Source organism: Dysgonomonas sp. Marseille-P4361, from assembly GCF_900343125.1.
GTDB lineage: Bacteria > Bacteroidota > Bacteroidia > Bacteroidales > Dysgonomonadaceae > Dysgonomonas.
Genome location: NZ_OPYL01000001.1, coordinates 400,438 through 421,534 on the forward strand (window position 1 = coordinate 400,438; position 21,097 = coordinate 421,534).

16 protein-coding genes are annotated in these 21,097 nt (G+C 37.2%); 4 read left to right on the top strand and 12 right to left on the bottom strand.

The annotated features are described in order from the left end of the window. The first annotated feature begins 517 nt into the window (after nucleotides 1–517). Together DHU68_RS01690 and DHU68_RS01695 are read left to right on the top strand one after the other, a co-directional pair. Nucleotides 518–949, top strand: coding sequence for a VOC family protein (locus DHU68_RS01690; protein ID WP_108821230.1), 432 nt, complete (start codon nucleotides 518–520; stop codon nucleotides 947–949). Nucleotides 950–1,028: 79 nt separating this feature from the next. After that, entirely contained in the window at nucleotides 1,029–1,961 is a 933-nt protein-coding gene (locus DHU68_RS01695) for a YafY family protein (protein ID WP_108821231.1), read from the top strand. 4 nt (nucleotides 1,962–1,965) lie between these two features. On the opposite strand, the gene DHU68_RS01700 is transcribed toward DHU68_RS01695, so the two are convergent. The 8 genes from DHU68_RS01700 to DHU68_RS01735 form a co-directional block, all read right to left on the bottom strand. Continuing rightward, complete coding sequence (locus DHU68_RS01700; protein WP_255412406.1) at nucleotides 1,966–3,309, bottom strand: DEAD/DEAH box helicase; 1,344 nt, start codon at nucleotides 3,307–3,309, stop codon at nucleotides 1,966–1,968. Nucleotides 3,310–3,388: 79 nt separating this feature from the next. Beyond that, nucleotides 3,389–3,853 (bottom strand): hypothetical protein, encoded by a 465-nt coding sequence (locus DHU68_RS01705; protein WP_108821233.1) that lies wholly within the window; start codon nucleotides 3,851–3,853, stop codon nucleotides 3,389–3,391. Further along, nucleotides 3,850–4,878 carry a radical SAM protein gene (locus DHU68_RS01710; RefSeq protein WP_108821234.1) on the bottom strand — a complete coding sequence of 343 codons (1,029 nt, stop codon included), beginning with the start codon at nucleotides 4,876–4,878 and terminating at the stop codon, nucleotides 3,850–3,852. Before DHU68_RS01710 ends, DHU68_RS01705 begins: the two co-directional genes overlap by 4 nt. Continuing rightward, complete coding sequence (locus tag DHU68_RS01715) at nucleotides 4,871–5,221, bottom strand: energy transducer TonB (protein WP_369831329.1); 351 nt, start codon at nucleotides 5,219–5,221, stop codon at nucleotides 4,871–4,873. The genes DHU68_RS01710 and DHU68_RS01715 overlap by 8 nt, the downstream gene beginning before the upstream one ends. Continuing rightward, nucleotides 5,104–5,967 carry a carboxypeptidase-like regulatory domain-containing protein gene (locus DHU68_RS01720; protein WP_108821236.1) on the bottom strand — a complete coding sequence of 288 codons (864 nt, stop codon included), beginning with the start codon at nucleotides 5,965–5,967 and terminating at the stop codon, nucleotides 5,104–5,106. The genes DHU68_RS01715 and DHU68_RS01720 overlap by 118 nt, the downstream gene beginning before the upstream one ends. An 89-nt stretch (nucleotides 5,968–6,056) precedes the next feature. Further along, nucleotides 6,057–6,341, bottom strand: coding sequence for a hypothetical protein (locus DHU68_RS01725; RefSeq protein WP_108821237.1), 285 nt, complete (start codon nucleotides 6,339–6,341; stop codon nucleotides 6,057–6,059). Nucleotides 6,342–6,561: 220 nt separating this feature from the next. Beyond that, the gene (locus tag DHU68_RS01730) at nucleotides 6,562–9,318 is read right to left on the bottom strand and encodes a hypothetical protein (RefSeq protein ID WP_108821238.1); all 2,757 of its coding nucleotides are present in this window, start codon (nucleotides 9,316–9,318) and stop codon (nucleotides 6,562–6,564) included. Nucleotides 9,319–9,332: 14 nt separating this feature from the next. Continuing rightward, on the bottom strand, nucleotides 9,333–10,310 hold the full coding sequence (locus tag DHU68_RS01735) for an energy transducer TonB (protein ID WP_255412407.1): 978 nt from the start codon (nucleotides 10,308–10,310) through the stop codon (nucleotides 9,333–9,335). A gap of 225 nt (nucleotides 10,311–10,535) precedes the next feature. Here DHU68_RS01735 and DHU68_RS01740 point away from each other — a divergent pair, with 225 nt between their 5' ends. Together DHU68_RS01740 and DHU68_RS01745 are read left to right on the top strand one after the other, a co-directional pair. Beyond that, nucleotides 10,536–11,129, top strand: coding sequence for a Crp/Fnr family transcriptional regulator (locus DHU68_RS01740; RefSeq protein ID WP_108821239.1), 594 nt, complete (start codon nucleotides 10,536–10,538; stop codon nucleotides 11,127–11,129). Continuing rightward, entirely contained in the window at nucleotides 11,116–12,045 is a 930-nt protein-coding gene (locus DHU68_RS01745) for a hypothetical protein (RefSeq protein WP_108821240.1), read from the top strand. Before DHU68_RS01740 ends, DHU68_RS01745 begins: the two co-directional genes overlap by 14 nt. 83 nt (nucleotides 12,046–12,128) lie before the next feature. Here DHU68_RS01745 and DHU68_RS01750 read toward each other — a convergent pair whose 3' ends face one another. The 4 genes from DHU68_RS01750 to DHU68_RS01765 are packed head-to-tail and all read right to left on the bottom strand — an operon-like array spanning nucleotide 12,129 to nucleotide 21,087. Further along, nucleotides 12,129–14,174 (bottom strand): hypothetical protein, encoded by a 2,046-nt coding sequence (locus DHU68_RS01750; protein ID WP_108821241.1) that lies wholly within the window; start codon nucleotides 14,172–14,174, stop codon nucleotides 12,129–12,131. A 31-nt stretch (nucleotides 14,175–14,205) separates the two neighbouring features. Then, on the bottom strand, nucleotides 14,206–17,469 hold the full coding sequence (locus tag DHU68_RS01755; protein WP_108821242.1) for a glycosyl hydrolase: 3,264 nt from the start codon (nucleotides 17,467–17,469) through the stop codon (nucleotides 14,206–14,208). 21 nt (nucleotides 17,470–17,490) lie between these two features. After that, nucleotides 17,491–19,284: a hypothetical protein gene (locus DHU68_RS01760; RefSeq protein WP_255412408.1), complete on the bottom strand. Its 1,794-nt coding sequence runs from the start codon at nucleotides 19,282–19,284 to the stop codon at nucleotides 17,491–17,493. A gap of 27 nt (nucleotides 19,285–19,311) precedes the next feature. Next, on the bottom strand, nucleotides 19,312–21,087 hold the full coding sequence (locus DHU68_RS01765) for a RagB/SusD family nutrient uptake outer membrane protein (protein WP_108821243.1): 1,776 nt from the start codon (nucleotides 21,085–21,087) through the stop codon (nucleotides 19,312–19,314). Nucleotides 21,088–21,097: the final 10 nt, after the last annotated feature.

Consider the following 21,097-nt stretch of genomic DNA (forward strand, 5'->3'; position numbering starts at 1 on the left):
TTTGTTAATTTGTATATGAGGTATAGCGCTCATTACCAACGAAATATTTAGTATGAAAAATTAATATGTAGCAACGAAATTGAGTATCCATACCTTAAAGGGAATAATAAAAAATTACATAATGTACCCGTTAAGGTATAATTATATAAATGGATATTCATCTATACCTCCTGGGGTATAGATAAGAAACTATGCTTTATGGTAAAATAATAGGACAGAAAAGGTATTATTAAAACAAAATTTCTATCTTTACTTCATCACTTAAGGAGGAAAAGTCCATCCATTCTCAGAGATAAAACAAAGTGAGTAACAAGTGAGTGAGAAAGATTACAAAACAGCTAGTACACTGACAGCATACGGGTTAGATGATCTGAAATAAATCCGTCAACGATTAATCGTAAGTCTTTTTTTATTTCTATACTTTTAGAATAAATCTCTGACAACCGAGAAAACTGCGACATAGGGTTGTCACTACACCTCATAACTTTGTAGCGTTAAACAATAAAAACTACAAATTATGAAATTAAAAGTACATTTGATTTTCAATGGGAAGTGCGAAGAAGCTCTATTATTCTACAAAGATATTTTAGAGGGTGAAGTGTCTTTTTTATTCCGTAAAAGAGATGAAGAGACTCAAATTAAAGAGCTAGTTATTGCTGATATTGATAGAGAGAAGATCTCTCATATGGTAATTAAAACAACATTTTTTGAACTCTCAGGGAATGATACTAATCATGAACAACAAGTTACAATAGGTAACAATAACAAATTGATACTCTCATTTTATGATTTAGATCGGTGCAGGAAGACTTTCGATGCATTGTCAATAGGAGGAACTATAACTGAACCTTTTGAGAAAAAATTTTTCTGCGAAGGTTTTGGTGAACTTACCGATAAGTTTGGCATTCCTTGGATTATTATGATGACTGATGAAGAGTACGAGGGATAAAAGAATAAAGATTGGGTAGAAAGTGAATGCTTTCTGCTCAATCTTATGTATTTTTACTCTTCTGATAATACAAATCCCAATGAATCGAATAGACCGCCTATCCGCTATACTAACCATGCTACAATCCTCACCCTCTGTAAAGCCAAAGCAAATTACAGAACGATTCAGTATTGGTATACGAACTGTTTATCGTGATATACGAGCATTGGAAGAAAGCGGCATTCCTATTGCGGGAGATTCGCGCTCAGGATATTCTCTAGTAGAAGGATTTAAGCTTCCCCCACTTATGTTTACGAAAGAAGAAGCGTTTGCTTTTTTAGCTGCAGAAAGGCTTATCGATAAATTTACAGATACAGGATTGCGAGAAGGCTATAAGTCGGGAGTAGATAAAATTCGAGCAGTAATGCGATTATCTGAAAAAGAATTAATCACTGCGGTTGATACAAAGATTGGTAAACTAGATTTTGACTCTCCATCATTAGGTGATTCACAAGACAGAATGCAGACTATATTAGATAGTGTATCGAAGCAAAAGCAGATAATAATCACTTATACATCTCACTCCAAAAATGAAAAAATGGAGCGAATAATTGACCCAATTGGAATTTTCTTCTCCATGACAAACTGGTATATGATCGGCTTCTGTAATACAAGAAATGATTATAGGACATTCAAGATTAGCCGGATTACAGGACTGCAACTATCCAATATACCTATAGGCAAGGAGCATCCACCTTTAAATCAATTCCTGAAGAATCTACAAGATCAAACAGAGTTACAAAAAGTCATAATAGAAGTTGAAGCAAAAGACCTCCCAATAATTGATGAGAGTAAATATTATCAAGGCTTAGTTCACGAAATAAGGAAAAAAGATATTGTAGAAATGCATTTTATGACATTTTCTCTAGAACGTCTGGCTCGATGGTATCTATCTTACATGGATATAGCTACAATTATTCACTCCACAGAGTTAAAACAAATAGCTACAACTATTATCCAGAAGCATAAATAAAAGATCAATCTATTTTCTTGATTACGTTCCTTGCAACTTCGATCTTATATTTTTTACCCTTCATCTTCTCTTCTTTTATGTTAGTCAAAAGAGATTTTACCTTAGAAGATCGAACTGCGACAAAAGAGATAAAGTCTTTCACTTCTATCAACCCCAAGTCTGTTTTATCTAACTTCCCTTTCTGCAAGAAGAAACCGACAATATCGCTCTTGTTTAACTTGTTTTTCTTTCCTCCACTAACATAAATTGTCTGATACTCGGGACTATTAGGTAATGACTTTCCTGCCTTAATTTGGAGTATTTTTATATCTTCAGAGATGTAATCCGGCAACTTATCTTCTTTGTAAGAAACTATATAGGCTGTACCCGAAGCATGCATACGCGCTGTACGTCCGTTACGGTGTGTAAATTCACTCTCCTTGGCTGGTAAATGGTAATGAATCACATGCTTCATTTCGGGAATGTCCAATCCTCTTGCGGCGAGGTCTGTTGTGACCAGATAATTTAGACTCCCATTTCGGAATTGTATAAGAATTCGTTCACGATCGTCCTGATCCATTCCTCCGTGATAATATCCTGTATATATTCCTTTTTTCTTTAGCATATCACTTATTCGTTCGGCAACTTCACGATGATTGCAGAAGATAAGCGCCGGCTCTGAATGGAGTGAACATATAAGTTGGAATAAGGTTTCTATTTTATCCTTCTCAGGAGATACGACAAGTCTGACCGAAAGTTTTTCGTCTTTCTCCTCTTGTGTATAATCCAATGTAACTAAGGACTGCATTTGCATAAAGTCAGGTATATCTACATCAGAAGTCGCCGAAAGGAGAACTCTCTTTTCCAAATTGTGCAATTGTCCTATAATAGTATTCATCTCCTCCTGAAACCCTAATTGCAATGATTTATCAAACTCATCTAACACCAGCATACCGATAGAATTTGTGTCAAAAGACTGTCTCTCCAAATGATCAACCAATCGTCCCGGAGTTCCGATCAGCAATGCCGGAGGGTTGCTAAGGTTTTTAAGCTCAACATCAATAGAGTGCCCACCATAGCATACATTAGCCTTAAACTTTGTTCCCATCTTTCTCCAGACTTGCTCTATCTGAAGGGCTAATTCTCGAGACGGTGCAATAACTAAACACTGCACTGCCTTCACATCCTCTTGCAGTAACTGCCATATGGGAAGTAAGAAGGCAAGAGTCTTTCCCGAACCCGTAGGAGATAATAACATGGTGTTTTGCTCAGCTAGGATTGTCTTCTGAGCAGCGGTCTGCATCTCGTTCAGATTATTGAAACCGAGATTAGATAATATCGTCGTTTGTTCGTTTTCTACTTTCATCATGCAAAGGTAATACATTATAGCTCACTTATTCTTTGCGAGGGTCTTATATTATTTCATTCACTTTATCTCTATAAAAAAATCATTCTTCATTTTCTAAAAGGCTCCATATTATAGTCACATCCAGTTCTGATTTATGTACATGAAATTTAATATGGATAGTTTCTTCTGCATTGCCTTTTGTGAATGTATAAGAACCGATGGCTTTCTCATCCAAATACACCCAGTTTGCATTTTCATGACTGATTTCTGAAAGACAGGCTTTTGTTATTTTTTCTTCACAGAGAACGGAATCTATTTTAAAACTCCAAAATTCATCATACTCTGAGTCCTTCAAACTAATTCTGCATTCGATAAAACCATCTCTCAATACAAAGCTGGCATTCTCTACTTGAATTGTCATATCTTCATCACCGATCTGATAGCAGAGTGTATTTACCTTATTGGGAGTATTACTATTTTCAAGAATCTCCAGTAGACTCCTTTCTTGCCCCATAGCAGAAGAACTTATTATCATACAGAATATAATTACCAAGAACTTATTCATATCAATTCATTGCTGGTTAATATAGGATCAACATGGGCAAGTCCTAACCCGCATTGCTCGGAGGCTGCACGACATCCTCCCCGACAAGTTGTCCATTTCTCACACTCACTACAAAAATCAGGGACAATTTCGTTCCACGAATTGGCATAAGAGGAGTATAGAATAGTTGTCAGGTCCTCTTTATAAATATTGCCTGCTACGATAGGAGAATGGTTACACAGACGAATATTTCCGTTTATATCCATTGTAATCGGTTTGCGCAATACATCATCAGAGCAATGACCGAACATAATTAGAGGATAGTCTGATGGATCGATCAGGCAGTCGGGAGAACAGACATTGGAAGAAATAACCAATCCAAGCTCTTTTGCCTTAGTATTAGCTACAGCGAAAGCCGTTTTTAGTTGACCATGTGTAGCAGAAACAGAAGCAGGATCAGCTGTTCCGCATCCTCCTATATTGTAACGGTTCATCATAATTCGTCTTAATCCGAGATCGGCAATAAAATCGAGAGTCTCACTTAATACCTCAACATTGTATTTTGTCAGCACAATAACAGGTACAGGATATCCTTTCATGCTTTGAACGGCACGAATGGAGTTGATCGATTTCTTCCAGCTGCCTCTTACCTGTGTTATATGATCGTGAATAGCCTCATCAGCAGAATGAATAGGGAATTCGAACAGGGTAACCCCCATTGCAATCATACTGCTATAATCATCGGCAGTTCCTTTGAAACCATTGCTGATGACAGTGACAGTTTTACCTTCCATCCGACAAAAGAGAGCAATCTCTTTGATCCGTTGAGCAACAAAAGGCTCGCCCCCGGTAAGGGTTACATTACGAACATCAGCCTGAAGGAAAAGTTGCCTCAGTGCTTTAATGGCTTTATCATATGAGTCGAATGGCTGGTGTTCTGCACCCGGTATTTTCCAAACATTGTAACAATAGCGGCAAGCTAGATTGCACTTATCTGTCAGCTCAAAAGCGACATTATATAATTGTAATCTTTCCTTCTTATTCATTTCCAAAACTTATGCTAATAATCATTGTCGTTTTCATGGATTTACCATCATGAACTCCCGGTTTCCATGCCGAGGAGGAAGATAATACCCGTAAAGCTTCTTTATCTGCTTCTTCTGACAATTTTCCAATTACTTTTTTATCAATTAATTTTCCTTTCTTGTCAATAGCAAAGCTAAGAATAACTTCTCCTCTAATGCCATCACTTTTCATCTGATCGGTATATCTTACATTCGCTTGTACCCACTTCTGAAAACTTTCAAGATCACCTGCGGGCGAAACGGGAGGAGTCTGTATTTCGGTATAAGATAGTTTCTTGACCTTTTCGGGTTTACGTCTATAGATATCATCCGTATAATTGTTAACAACAACGACTTCGTAACAAAGGATTGTATTAGAATCCTCGAGAGAAATAATTCCCTCTCCCCATTAAGTATTGATGCCGAAATCTCTTTCGTTTCCATTCCTAAGAAAGAGAAGACTAGTTTATCTGAAGATTTGGCCATAATACTAAAAGAACCATCGATGTCTGTTATAACACCATTCGTTGTCCCTTTCACCTTAACAGCTACACCCATGAGAAAGTCTCCAAATTCATCTCTTACTTTTCCTTTAATCTCTCTTTCATCTGTTTTTATAGGAGAAATAGTTCTCTTTCTCAGCTTGCGTTCTACAACAATATAACAAGTAAGATTTACAGAGTCTGTCTTTAATGTTACAGTAATTGAATCTTTGACTGACGAGGCTGTAAATTCAGCTGGTTTAAAGCCGAGTAAGGAGACTACAATTATGTCTTGTATTCCCGCATTCAAACTGAAATTTCCATCAAGATCTGATACCGTTCCTTCGTTCTTATTTTTTATTTTAATAGAAGACCCTATAACAGGTTCTCCCTCTTCATCCAATACCTTTCCTTTCACCTCTACTGTATCAGTAGGACTTTTTATCCCCTTTGGAGGTATTGCGGGTTTATAGCAGGTAATAAGTTCTCTTTCAGGAATAGATGGCGAGATTGAATCTGTAGCAGCTACATTGTTTTTTTGAGCCTGGGCTGATGCACTCACCATTCCCCAAATTAATGTACCTAGCATTAGCTTATATTTAACAAATATAGGCGCACCATTCGTCTTATCGGAGAGAAAAGAGAATAGTCTGAATAATATGTTGTACGACTTTAGTTTTATTTTTCTTCTGTTTTTAAGCCTTCCGAAATATCTTCTGTTATCTCATAAAAAGCAGCTAGTGCATCTGAATCATCCTCAATAACAGTTATACTATCGGAGATAACAGGATAGTAGCACATAGCATAGGGTGGCTCCTCTTCAGAGGAACAAGCAACACCTGTAAAACCAATAATAATTGTACCTAATAGTAACTTATGTTTCACAAAAAAATGAGCACCATTCGTCTTGTCAGAAAGAAAAGAGAAGATTCGGAATAATAGTTTATACAATCGCAGTTTCATAGTCTGTATTTTTTATATATAACTTTCCAAACACTTATTTCTATAAAGATAATAGATTTATTTTTATATTACTCAATATCAAATATAAAGAGGAATAATCTCAAATGATTATCTCCTAATCAATAGTGATTTAATGTTTATAATAATGGGACCCTCCAGTATAGTGTCAAAGGGGATTGGAAACAATGTGTGTAGTTAAGCGGAGAGCCCCAAATATATCTTAATAGTATCTGTATTTTATAAGGTCTGCATAGTCAGTATCTGCATTAATCTCATCAAAAGCATTATCTATATTTTCTTGTATTTCTTGTATTTCAGAATACTCGGCAGAAACCAACTTTTGTTTTGTAGCATCCCATTTGTAGTATGAATACCAATCAGAGCCATCTTTTGCACAAACAGGATCCCATTTCTGTGTTTCTTTATTCCACACCGAACTAAGAAAAACATTAACTTCTCCTTTTTTCTTTTTTATTTTAATAGCTTCAGTACGATAAGCCTTCTCTAAAGACTGTATATCTGCATTGTACTTATAGATTTCAGAGGTTGCATCTCTTTCTTTACCCTTAACATAGGAATGATCTATTTTGATACTTGGTATCCATCTTTTCTCTCTATCGTTCCAAAGGCTCTGTTCTAACTCCATTTCTCTGGATCCATTTTTGCCGCTGACAAGTTTTGAAACAACCATTCGATCAAGATCCCAGTTATGTGTATCCTCATTATATAGTTCGTAGATATTAGTTATCTGAGATCTGTCATAGTCCCTCAATTCGAATACCGAAATAGTATCTTTCCATGCGCTGATATCATAGTCCCAAACTCTATGTATAAAGCGCTTGTCGTTATCATTTAAAGAGATAGTAGTCGTATTTTCTCTCCCTCCTAAGCAATTACAATCTTCGTCCCAACTCGCATATTCATAATACGATGTATTTCCCTCTATTTGGTTAATATGACGTCTAGTCATATACCAGTCTCCTTTATTTTTGTCCCATTTCCACCTTAATTCAGAGTCGCCCGTGTTTCCTATTTTCCTTTCTATTTTTTCAACAAACACCCACTCATCACCTACCCACTCGGAATAGAACTCTTTCGATTCAGTATGATAGCCATCCTGATCCAAATCTTTTTTCTCAGATTCTTCCTTCTCTTCAAACTGCCATTTCTTTTGTTCTGGCAACCACTTATAATAAACTCTGCGAATCTTTTCCCCTTCGCGATTATAGGCAGTAGAATCGCAGCTAGAACCTATCCAGTCAGCTATCCTTTCCCCCCAACTATATTCTTCTCTATACGTCCTATTGTTAGCTTCATCGTAAGAATATTTTGCCCGAAAAGAATTTACCCATTTCTCCCCATCCCATTTTTTTTTCAGGAGGCCAATTATATTTTCGTTATTATCGTACTTCTGCTCTACCCATTTCTCTCCAATCCAAGTATCTCCCTTAGATGAGTTTCCGCTTGGAGACCAATAATATGAATCATAAGAGTCATATTCATACCTCTCTTCGTGAGTCAGGAGTCCTTTCTCGTTATATTCGTATATTTCTTTAGAATCATTCTTCCACTTTTTGGTTTCATTATCGAAGCGGGCAACTTCTTCATATACAGTATGCCCATTATTGTCTTTTCTTACAATTGTTTTTTTGTATGGCACTAGTTCCCTTACGACCACATCTTCATCAGTATAGTCAGACACATAGTTGTACTCGGTTTTTTCGATACTCCCATCCTCTTTGTAATTAAAGGTCACTTTCTCATAGTCGTCTAACTCTCCTTCATCATATTTCTTTATTTCTACGAGAGAAAGGCGTTCATCATCTAGCTTACATAACTTTAATCCCCCTACTTTCCGAATTTCATCGTCTTCTTTGAGATATACTTCAACTTCTTGACAATTATCTACTTGCTTAAGGGTATATTTCATATAGTTGAATTTATCCCCCAGTTGCTTCATCATTTGTGTATTAAGACCCATAGAGCCAAACATCTCCATAAAGCGGTCGGTCACATTCTGCTCGTGAAGCACACTTAACCGTCCCTTGTCATCATATGAGTATTGAGCATCCAGAAGAAGATCGTCATCTATGGTCACCTGCTTCCGGGTTATTCTGCCTTTATCATCTGATGCTATCCGAAATCGGGTAACATCTGTTCTTTCTTTATAGCCTCCCCAATAATCTTCATCTTCGTCACGATACAAATATGTACCACGTTGTACATATTCGATTTCATTCTTTTTATAGTTGACATCGAAGGAGTAGATTTCTTTCCACTCAGAAAACAGCTTTTCTTCATTATCATAAGACTGTCTATAGCTTTTTGCTCCTTTTATTCGCCCAGACCTATCATAATCGTAAATGACTTTCTGTTTTAGAATATCTTCATGTATAGAGACAGAGTCAAGAGAATTATAGGAACTGTAACTATAAATTGAAACTTGGAGTACTGAGTCTATTTTAGCGTTTTTTCTATTGTAATAACGAACAGTATAAGATCCTTTACCTTCATCTCTAGAAAATGCGCTATACATCGATGCTGTATTGTTATCTATCCTTACTGTATCTGTATTTGTTACAGGATCGTATGATATATTTTTTTCGAGCATAACAGTAATAGATCCTAAACCTAAACCCTTTTTGGGAACAAGAACCTCTCTGACAAGTCTTTCATCTTTATATTCATAGTCTGTAATGAACATTTCTTCCCATTCATAGTCATACTGACCAAATACAGACATGGTTTTTCGTATAGGCTGCCCTTTTGCGTTACGCTCATAATCAACCTTTAACAGACCAGCCATTGCGTAAAAATCTATTGTTCCATCAGCATTGTAATGAGGTTCGAGCATAAGTAGCTCTGGATCAAAGCTACTCTGATCGTCAGCAAAAGAATTATAAAAATCATTACTTTGGGCACCTAGATAGGTACTCAAACATATTCCAATAAATATAAGTAAAAGTATTCTCCTCATTGATTTAGAGCATATTAGTCCAGTTTAAAAATAAAAGGAAGCGTAAAATATACAGGGACTTCTTTTCCATTCTGTTTTCCCGGTTTCCACTTAGGCATTGCCTTTACAACACGAACTGCTTCTTTATCGCACTCAGGGTCAATACCTCTTACAACTTTAACATTTGATAGATTCCCATCCTTCTGCACTACAAATCGGACAACAACTCGCCCCTGTATTCCAGCTCCGCTAGCGGCTGTAGGATAAACAAGGTTACGATGTATGAATTTGGACATTTCTGCTTCACCTCCTACAAAATGAGGCATTTGCTCTACAATTTCAAATGGTTTTTCATCAGGAGAGTCCTCTACAATCACTTTATAATCTTCCAGTTCAGCTATATCTATCCCATATTCTTCCCCATCGTACTCCTCTGATTCTATATCTTTTATTGCAACTTGAATTTTTACCCGTCCTTCGTCTAAGTCAGCAATGCTTATGCTCTCCACTTCTTCCGTTTCTTCAACCTCGACCTCTGTAATTATAAAAGGACTTAACTCATGTCCTTCTTCGCTCTCAACTCCTTTTACATCTGATGATAAATCGACTACACTCATTTGTAAAGAGCTCTGATCTGACTCCCTTTCTCTCTTAGACATAAAAGGAATACGAAGACCTGTTCGCATATTTACCGGTTTTCCGTCAATGCTTCCCGGCACCCATTTTGGCATAGCTGCAACTATAGACAGGGCAATACTATCAAGAGTAGGATCAAGACTTATCCCAATAAGAGGCTCTTGTATTTGTCCCATAGAGTCAACCTCTATAAAGACAGCTACGACTCCTTGGCTTTCTAAATCATCCGGAAGTGATCTTTTACTGAGTTCTTTATTCAGGTACTTTTGTAAAGCCTCTTTCCCATTGGGGAACTCAGGCGATACTATTTTCTGTTGTGCATTAACTACTATTACAGCAAAAACTACTATAACAGAGAAAAATATTCTCTTTAGCATAATCTATAATGTTTGTATTGTAGACATGTCTATACTATCGTGTGGGCAACAATTGTGGCTCCTCGTTAACAAATGGAAGGCATATCTCGTACTAATATTAATGCCAAAAGTAAACGATTTAGATTTAATCTTTCTTGATTTAAATCAAGAACTAAGATATTCGTATAAATCATTTTGTTAACTTTGGAGAGATAGAATGCATATTATCTTTACCCAACTACGCCTATGAAGAAGGTTTTGAACAAATATATGGGGCTAGAGGAAATGGAAGTTGTAAGACAATGGTTCCTCGAAAACTGTGTGAGAAAAGAGATCCCCAAAGGAAGCTTTTTCTTTCGCGAAGGAGATATCAAACACTATGTAGGCTACATTGAGACAGGCTCTTTCCGCTACCTAAAACTGAATATAAACAAAAATCAGGAACAGATCGTAGGATATAGCTTCGAGAATGATTTCGTTACTGATTATGGATCTCTCCAACAACAAGAAAGTGCTGTGACTTCGGCTCAAGCCATTAAGGATAGTGTTATATGGATGACTTCGGCTGAAAAGTTAAATCAATTCTATCAGAATTGTGGAGTAGAAAATTTGAGAGCTATTGCATCTGAAGTCTTATATGCAGACATGTACGACAGACTTTTATCGCTTTATGTCGACTCTCCGAAGGAAAGATATTTTAAGCTTATTGAAAAATTCCCGAATATACTGAATCTTGTAACCCTTAAGGAAATTGCTTCTTTTATTAAAGTAACACCAGAAACTTTAAGCCGAATAAGGAGGAACGTAAAACAGCACACAAATAAACATGAAAATATCTGAAGAAGAAAAAGAAAGATATCAAGTAAAAGTAAAAAGCGATACCTTTTACAGGTCTGCTGCGCGTTTATTACAAAGTAAATGGAGAGAGCAGAAAGGATATCCTATTGGGGTATCTGCCAGAAATAACAAGTATGGGAATTACATTGAAAAAGAATATGCAGAATACCATAAAATTAACTTCTTGACAGAAAATATTAGAAAACAAGTAGATATAGCACTAGAAAATAAAGAAGATAAATCTTTGATTGATAAATCCAGGTTATGGGAAAATATGCTTTCTTCCCAGCCCTTATGTTTTAACCTGTTTGGTGAATTAGCGCATGATTTGCAATTAGCCTCTCTATTTTTCACAGTTGTATTACCTGACAAAATAAAAGAAGTAACAAGAATACTATTCGAGCATTCGGCTTGGAGAGAAAATACAAAATATACAGGAGATAAGTCAGCTTTTGATGTTTTTGTCGAGTACACTTCTCCCATAGGAAGGAAAGGTTTTCTTGGTATAGAGGTAAAATATGCAGAAAGTCTAAATGAAGAAAGTTCGGCTAAATCAGAAAATATATTTAGAGCACACGAAACTGAATATAAAAGACTGACGACTAATTCTATATTTAAGAACAACAGTCTAGATAAGCTATGCAAGCCCCCTTTAAGCCAAATTTGGAGAGATCATCTTCTGGCTATATCTGTGGTTAAAAACAAAGATTACGAAGAAGGCTACTTTATATTTTTATATCCTAAAAGCAATTCTCAATGTGAGAAAGGGGTAAGGAAATATAAAGAGCAATTAATTTCGGAAAATTACGAGACAACTCTATTTATCTCTGCACATTTAGAGGACTATATTAATATTTTGAATGAGATTATTCATTCTGACTGGACAAAAGAACTAAAAGAACGGTATCTAGGCTACTGATCTGTTAAGGAAATATATTCGAATAATAAAAATAGGGAGGCTAAGTGTTTAGCCTCCCTATTTTTATTATATATTAATCACTATTATTGTCCCCATTGAAAACGATAATTGAATCGTCTGTTAGGAGCAGTATCGCCTTCCGTACAGAAAGAAATAGGATCGATCAGCTCTTTAGGGTTGTCACTCCACTTAAAGTCGACAGTAAACTGAGATTTTGTTAATCCTAACTCAGAACGAGGAATTTCCAATTCTAATTTATTACCCGATTTACGATAAGTAATATCTGATACTTTTACCCATTTGCCACCTTTCTTATTCTTCTTATAGGTCATAAGAGTTGTTTTATTATCACTCAAAACATTTTTATTGAGAATAAAATCATATCCGTACCATCCTGTTGAAGAATCGTTGTCTGCATCTATCAACAATAACATCCAATTATTGTCAGTGTGAGGAGTCATTGCATCTTTGGTTTCCACATAAAAATATACACTCTTAGCATCTACAGCAACCTTAGACGAGAGAATATCATTACGCCCCGAATTATTGGTATAGTGCAATCCTCCATATCCAATGTAATCGCGATGGAAGACATCTCCTTGCGTATCTCTATATTCAGTTGCAATATTCTCCCAATCTCCAAAAGAAGCATCTATTTTGATAGAAGAAAAACCTTTATGCACTGGTATAGGATTTACGCCTTTATATCGTCGTATATTCTGTACCATCTGCATATAATAATTATCTGTAGACCCTCCTTTAGCAGGATGAATAGTACGGTTAAACTCTGCATTATATTGGTCAACAAAATAAAAAGGATTATCCCTTCCCAAAAAAGTAGTTGGTCCCGGTAGCTCTGTATCCGGAGCTTTTCCTGATACATATTTCCCCGCTGTCCATTCATTCCAGTCATTAATATAAAGAAACTGCGGATCAGCTTTCAAGGCTTCCTCCCATCTGTCCTGAAAATAAATTCCATATTCAGACGGATTATCTACTGTTTTACCTAGCCATGGCACATAAGTAGCTTCGGGCATATCGTATTTATCGAGTTTAGGCTCACCTTTATCTCTAGTCCACGATTTCCCCACAATATTTATCGGATGCTGTGCAGGAGTTACAGCAAACTGTTCTTTTACTCCTTTGTAATACGAAAGCAGGGAATCGGAAGGCATATTACGAACATTCATATCGTTTAGCTCATAACCAAAACTCCAGTTACCTTCTGTGCCAACAAAACGCTCTCCCGCCCAATTATAATATCCCCACCACATAGTACGCAGGGTAAAATATTCTTTCACGGCTTTAGTATAGTCCTGATAAAATTCTTCTGTATAATCTATATCTTTATAGTGAGGATTTCTTGGATTAGTTGCGGCATCTGGGTCATAGTTAGGATTAGGATTCTGTACTCCTCCCCCATTTGCGTCCATACTAGGATTCCCATTATAGAGCAATAGAGGTTTCCCATCCCAATAAAACCATAGATCACGATATTTATCATTCTTGTAAATCTTTTCGTAAAGATCTTGTACTACAGTTATTACAGGCCCATTGAATGCCCAAAAGCAAAATTTAGGAACCTTATTTCCTTCGGCTTTCATTTCTTGCATCACTGAGAATAAAACATCCCACTCTGACCAATACCGAACAGCATTTGTAACATCCATAATAAGAACATCTACCCCTGCATCGGCTAGCATTGAGATATCTTTACGTATTACATATTCATCTTTGCTAAGGAAATATCCCATTTCTGGTTCTCCCCAGTGATAAGACCCTTCTGTCCACAAGGGATTGTCAGCTTCAAGACGTGCATCTGGGTCTTGGTTCAAAATTTTTGTAACATCTGCTGTATAAGGAGACTTTAGATTATGCAAACCATCTCCATGCCATGTAATATAAAATATTCCTACAACACGCCTTTGATCATTCTTCACGTCTCCTGCCTCAGTATTGAGAGGCATCTTCCGTCCCAATGCATCTGTTGCCACCCATGTGTCAGGATAAATATCCCTATATGTATTTGCGGGTTTATTATCCTTTGATTCATTCTGAGCATTAATCCCGCACCAACATAGTGACAGTAGAACAGACAGTAATATTTTTGTTATTATATGATTATTCATCTCTAAAAAATTATTAAGTATATATTCTATATCAATACTTTATACCATATACCTTAACCGGGCCAAATAATCCCGATGGTTGCAATACCGACTCGGCTGTATATGGATTAACAGGAATCCATGTTTTTCTATCTTTCTCAGGTAAACGCTGATCACCAATAAGTCTGTTCATCCAATTATTAGTAACAGCAACTTCTATTGAGTTCTCTCCGTCTTTTATAAATCCAGAGATATCTACACGCCAAGGAGCAGTCCAAACACCACCGACAGCTTGCCCATTAATTTTCACTTTGGCGAGTGAAGTTACTGATCCTAGATCTAGATAATAAGCCTTTTCAGGAGACATACCAGCCATCTCAAATCTATTTGTGTAAATTGCTGTACCAGAGAAATACTTGATACTATCATTCGCAGACAAAGTCCAATCTTCAAGTGAATTCATCGTAACAGGGTTTGACGGACCTCGTCTAGCCTTATCAAATTGCACAGTCCAAGGTGTATTAATATCTATTGTTTGTTCCTGATTAGGGAAATTCTTCACAACATCTCCATTCGATGAAGCATCTGCGTTTTTTCGGAAAATAATAAATGCACTTTCCAACGATTCCAATTTTAGAGGAACAGTCGTAATGTCATTATTACGAGTATACGCAGGTAATTCCCTTATGGTAGCTGTAACCGGATCCCAAAGCTCTGGTTTCTTATTGGTTACTCTAAACTCAGGATTGATTGTTATTGTTTTCTCGGCCTGATTTGACACAAAATAGATTTCAGCATCCGGTAATGTACGGTGAATAAACAAGACAGGGTCTTCATCATTGGTCTTGAAGTCTGGTTTCACTTCCAATAAAGCAAATGCTTCATTCATATCCATACCAGACATTACCATTCCTTTTCCGACTTTGGCATGTTTAAGCGTTTTTCCGTCAACTTTACCCCATAGTTCCGAAGCTAACTTTACAACTTCTGCATCTGCTTTCGGGTAATTCTGATAACTAGGCGAGTATTTAGGAGCAGGTCCTAAAATTGTAGCACCATCATTCACCAGTTGTGTTATCTTACGAAGAAGCTCAGGACGCATTGTTTCCTGATTAGGAAGCACAAGAATACGATACTTCATTCCATCAGGAAGTACAAGATAGCCATCTTTAACCTTAAGGTATTTCATGATCACCTCGCTATTCATATAATCAAAAGAGTAACCTTTAGGTAAAGCCGGATCGCATACTCCTGTCATTTTAGGGGCATCTTCGCCTATAAAGTATGCAGCATCTGCCACATAAGTTCCTTGCTGCAACATGAAATTACACCTCTTAAGATATTGGATGAACATATCCATATCGTAGAACCAAGTATTCTTTCTGTTAAATTCGTTCCCGAACCAAGCGTTCATTCCCGGTTCTACATCTTCGTATGGTTGTTGTATATACAAGTGCAATAGTGTATTATTGATTCCTTCGGTAAAGAATCTGTCTCCCCGTTGTTTCATCAGCTCAGGATGTCTTCCCAATACTACTCCTGCTGCTGTGAAAGACTCGGCTGATATTTTTCTCTTTCCATAGATATGGCCGCAAGACGAAGCAGCTTTGTTTTCTATATCACCTAGAGAGCCTTCGCTCCAGAATTCGCCACCGATCTCGTCCGATTGTCCGCCATACTGTAGAAATTCGCCTGGGAATCCCCAATGTCCATAGTTTTCGAGCCAAGTAGTTAAACCGTGCTGATGACATACATCTCTTAATCCTCCTACATAGTCATATGCTACTTTATCAGCAACCAAACGTCTTAGGTCCCACAGAAAACGATCAGATACATTCCGGCTATCTACAACATAACCATTAAGTACAGGAATGAAAGGAACAGGATCATAACCATATTGAGTCTTGAAATCTTCGATGAAAGTATCTGTCCAGTTCTGACCTCCGGTTTCGTAACTGTCCTGAACGGCTACCTTCCATGTACGTCTATCTTCAGCTGGTATACGACGGATTATCTCACCTAAGAATGCATCAAAATGGGCAGCAATATGTTCTTTACTCATTTTATCAGTCTCTAGCCCCGTTGCTTCGGGAGTAGCCGGAGCATTTTCTACACCTGTGGGAGTCATGCCCGATCTTATTATCTTCCAATCTCCTTCAGGAACATCCCATTTCAGATTTCCTTCGGCATCCATGTATTGAGAAATATCAACTACTTTGGCTGCATCAATCAATGCTTCATTGTCACTTCCTTCCGACTGTACTTCCCACATATAATCTTGCCAGTATGGAAGAGGAGTCTGATGCATTTTTGCCAAAGTTTTCTCAACATAACGTTCTTCCAATACAAGAGAAGAAAGCTTCATCTCCGTAATGCCGGCTCCCTGATTAATATTTGTAAGCTGTACTCTAAATGATTTAGAAGTTGTTTCGGGAAGAGCTATTACAATCGGCCCATAAGGATTGAAGCCCACATTCAAGCTTGCATTTGTACGGTTGACATTAAACTTTTTAAGTGTCTTAAATTCACCTCCCTGCTCTGCCAGCACTTCCACATTCATATCAATAGGACGATGTGCCGGAGACACAACAATAGATCTTACTGTCTGAGGATCGGTACAAACAAAATCGATAGTGGTGCTATTGCTATTAAAGGCCACTTCTGTCTCATTCTTACCATCAACTAAATTTACAATATTATTCAATTGCGGGTTGGATGATATTTTTGCATTTCCTGTTCCTAATGTTATATCCTTAGGTGCAGGATAGGCTAAAAGCCTCACATCCTGAAAATCTTTATTTGGTTTCTCTAATTTTATTTCGAGTTTCTGAGGTCCTTTTACAGATGTTTCGCTTATCGAAAGATAGCGCATAGCTTGCTCAGGTTTTACCCAAGGGCCGCCCGACTGACTCCAGCCCGGACTGTTGAATATCCCTATCTCTATATTTAACTCAGCAGCTTTCTTCAAAGCTGTGTGCAAAATATCCCACCATTCATCTGAAAAGAATTTTACTTTTCCATAAGGCTGATCGGCAGCAGGAAGTCCTATATTACCTATAAAAGCTCTGTTGATGCCGACAGCTTTCATCGACTCCAAATCCTTTACAACCCCTTCTTTCGAAATATTATCGGATATCCAATACCAATAAATGGAAGTTTGCACACTATCCGGAATTTGCTTGAAGCCGGTTTCTATTTCTGCGATAGTTGGTTCATTACTTTTCGTATCACAAGCATAAAAGCTGATGAAGGCAGCAATAAAGGCAAAATAAAATATTGCTGAAATCTTACGTCTTTGTATACGTTTGTTTTTCATAGATTTATATTTTGATAATGGCTATTCCATGTACAAATAATTAAAACGACCTAAAGGTGCAACATCCCCATTTAAATAGAAATCCATAATATCTCCATCTTCTTGCATATTATCAGACCATTTAAATTCGAAATTAGCTGCGTCTTTTATTCCAAGAAGAGATTTAGGAATACTCAATTCCATTTTATTTCCCTTCACAATAAATTCGACTTCTCCCGATTTAGTCCAATTCCAGCCGCCATTGCTTTTTTCGATAATTGCTTTCTTCCCTGGGCTTGTTCTATTTATAATATAGTCGTAACCCTCCCATCCCGTACTTTGGGTACGATCTGTATTAATCAATAAACGCATCCATGCCGGATCTGTAGATGGACTAATATCATTTGCGGTTTCTACATAAAAATAGATATATTTCTTATCGTGAGCAACTTTTGTTTTTACAATGTCATTACGCCCAGTTGTATTCTTATAATGCAAACTTCCCCAACCTCTACTATCTCGATGTAGTGTATTGCCTCTATATGTATTGTATTCGGAAGCAATATTTTGCCATTCAGCAAAATTACCATCTATCTTAATTGTCTTCTGACTAGCTTTGGGTGAAGCTGAAGGAGATCCTTTAAATTTACGGATATTATCCACCATCTGATAATAATAGTTATCTCCATGACCACCTTTCATAGGTTCTATATCTCTACTTTTTTCTTGACTATATTGATCTGGAAATGCATTTTTTTGTTGTTGCCATTCTTCAAATCGCCCTGCAATCCATTCATTCCAGCCCGTGATGAAAATAAATTCAGGGTCAAGCTCTATTGCTCTATCCCACTGCTCTTGAAAATTATAGCCGTAATTGATAGCCCCCTCTTCTTCTATCTGACCTTTAGAGTCTGTATAACTTCTCCCAAATGTATTTGGAGCATTCATAGCAGTTAACCCTCTTTCTTTCGACCAGTTTTGAGATACTCCTACTGTAACTTGCTCTGCTTCTCCTTTTGCATTTTTCCCAAAAGCATGTTGAGGGTAAATCTCCAACCATCCCCAATGATCGGGACGAGCAGGTCCCTTATCATACACGGGTTGAGCCGGGCGGAAAGTGAAAAAGTCAAGTATTTCTTTATCTTCAGCTTTCTCCGAAGCAGGAACATCAAGATCTGTTAACATTTCGGGATATGCTAGTATTAATGGTTTTCCTTTCCAGTTAAACCATAAGTCTTTGTATAGTTCCGGTTTATACAAACTATTGTAAATATCTCTTATAGCAATTCTAGCTTCCGGTGTAGGACCAAAGCCTAGCATAAATACAATTTGAGGAACTTTTACGCCATCCTGACGAGCTTGTTCAAAGACTTTACACAATTCCATATACGATTCCTTCCAAGTAAAGGAACCATTTGTACAATCAAAAAAGATAGCATCTACACCAGCATCAGCCAGCATTTCGGCATGCTTACGCAATACCCAATGGTCTGTATCTCTATAATATCCAAATAATGGCTCACCCCAATAATAGGATGGGGCTTTCTTAGGCCATATAGGATCGTTATAGTCATTAATCGCTTCCGGTTTTTGTGCAAGTATTTTTGTTACATCTGCTACTTCACTGTCGGCAAAGTTTGTATGCCAAGTCCAGTAGAAAAGTCCTACAAACTTTCCTTCTCTAGAAGAAGATACTGTTTCAGACAGAGATAGTTTTCTCCCAACTGCGTCTGTAGCAGGTAACCCATTGCCATAGTTTGTCTCTTGTCCATATAAACATATAGGAAGAACATATAACAAGCCTATCAATATAAGTAGCAGATGTAATTTTTTCATGTGATTTAATTTAAAATTTTCAATATTTTACCACCCTTCATTCTGCCATTCTTCTCCTGTATATCCTGAAATCTTATTAATTTCATCTTGGTTTATAGGATATTTAAGGAACTTAGCAGTTGAGCTTAATCTGTCGCTGAAAGCAAAACGTTTGTATGTATAACCTTCACCTTCTTTTCTTATCTCCATCCCTGAAAGATGTTTATCGGTTTGATCCAATATCTTCCAGCGGCGGACATCAAAGAAGCGATGCTCTTCGAAAGCAAATTCTACTCTCCGTTCATTTCTATATTTTTTCTCAAAATCGGCAACAGACATGCCAGCCGGGAAGTCAGGCATTCCTGCTCTTTTTCTGACAACATTAACAGCATCGCGGGCACTCATTTTGAAGCCTAATCCTAGATCAATAACAGCATCCGGACCATCAGATTGATAGGCAGCTTCTGCAAAATTAAGGTATAGTTCAGCTAAACGGAACATACGGATAGCTCCATCGTTGTTATTATTCAATCCTGAGCGATGATAGTTGAATTTACGCATATAGTATCCTGTTCGGGTATGGCGTCTGTCTGTAGAGCTTATTCCATCTGCTCCTCCAACATATGACTCTACTTTTTTACCATTTGGCTGATCAAGATAACGAACAGCTCCATTATAGTAGATGGATGCGTAGAAGCGAGGATCACGACCTTCGTATGGATTATTCGGATCGTATCCTGAAGCTGTATTCAGTATAGGGGAAAGATGCTTATCGTCACTGTATCCCAATATTGGAGCTTGCCCAGTTTTTTGCATCTCGTAACTATCTACTAGCTCTTGTGTAGGGCAAGGACCTGATTTATCCATATCGGGAGTAGATGGTAAACCTGCATACTTCCATACTTCCATCGTTCCTCCCTTTTGATAAATAGTCTCCTTGTCCACCGATCGTCTGTCATTTGAGTTTGTCAAGAAATATAGCGCATATGCATTTTGTGCTTCTGTACTTTCCGGTACTACATCAAACAATTTATAGTCATGTGCTAAACATTGAGCCAAGGCTTCTTTTGTTATTTCTGTAGCCTCTTTCCATGTATATGTCCCGTCAGTCCATAGAGGACTAGCAGCATATATTGCAGCCTGAGACATAATAGCATATGGTATAGCTCTGTGCATAATACCATGCTGATTGTCATAAATATTCCAAGAGAAACCAGCCTGAGTATCAGGAACAGACAATGCAGCTTTACATTCATCAATAATGAAAGTAACAACTTCGGAGAAGGATGCTTTTTTGTCTGTTTTAAAATCATGCTCTAATCCTAAATCCTCTGTAAATAACGGCACTTCTCCATATCTTTTTATCAACTGCAAGTAATATAGAGCGCGAAGAGTTCGGGCCTGAGCTTCCCAACCTGTCCGTTCTTCATCGGAAATGAGAGCTGTGGATGTCTTTATATTTGCAATAAAAATATTACATTTTCTTATTCCTTGATACAGACCTTCCCATGGGTCTTTATCTGCTGATACAGATCCATAGTTTACTGCTGTAACAGCACCAACATACCATTGAGCATAAACCGATCCTGCTGTGATTGCATCACAGTCATGCGCTTCGTCAGTAAAGGAAGCTCTATCCATGTATGGTGCAGGACAAAATGATCCTTCGTAACACGAATTAAGGAATCCCATCACTTTGTTTCTTTCCTTAAATATTTCATCGCGAGTGATTCTACCATCGGTATCCAAATCTAACTGCTCATTACAAGAGAAAAAGAAACCACAAACTGTAATGATAGTTATTATAAATATATACTTTTTCATATTCGGATTT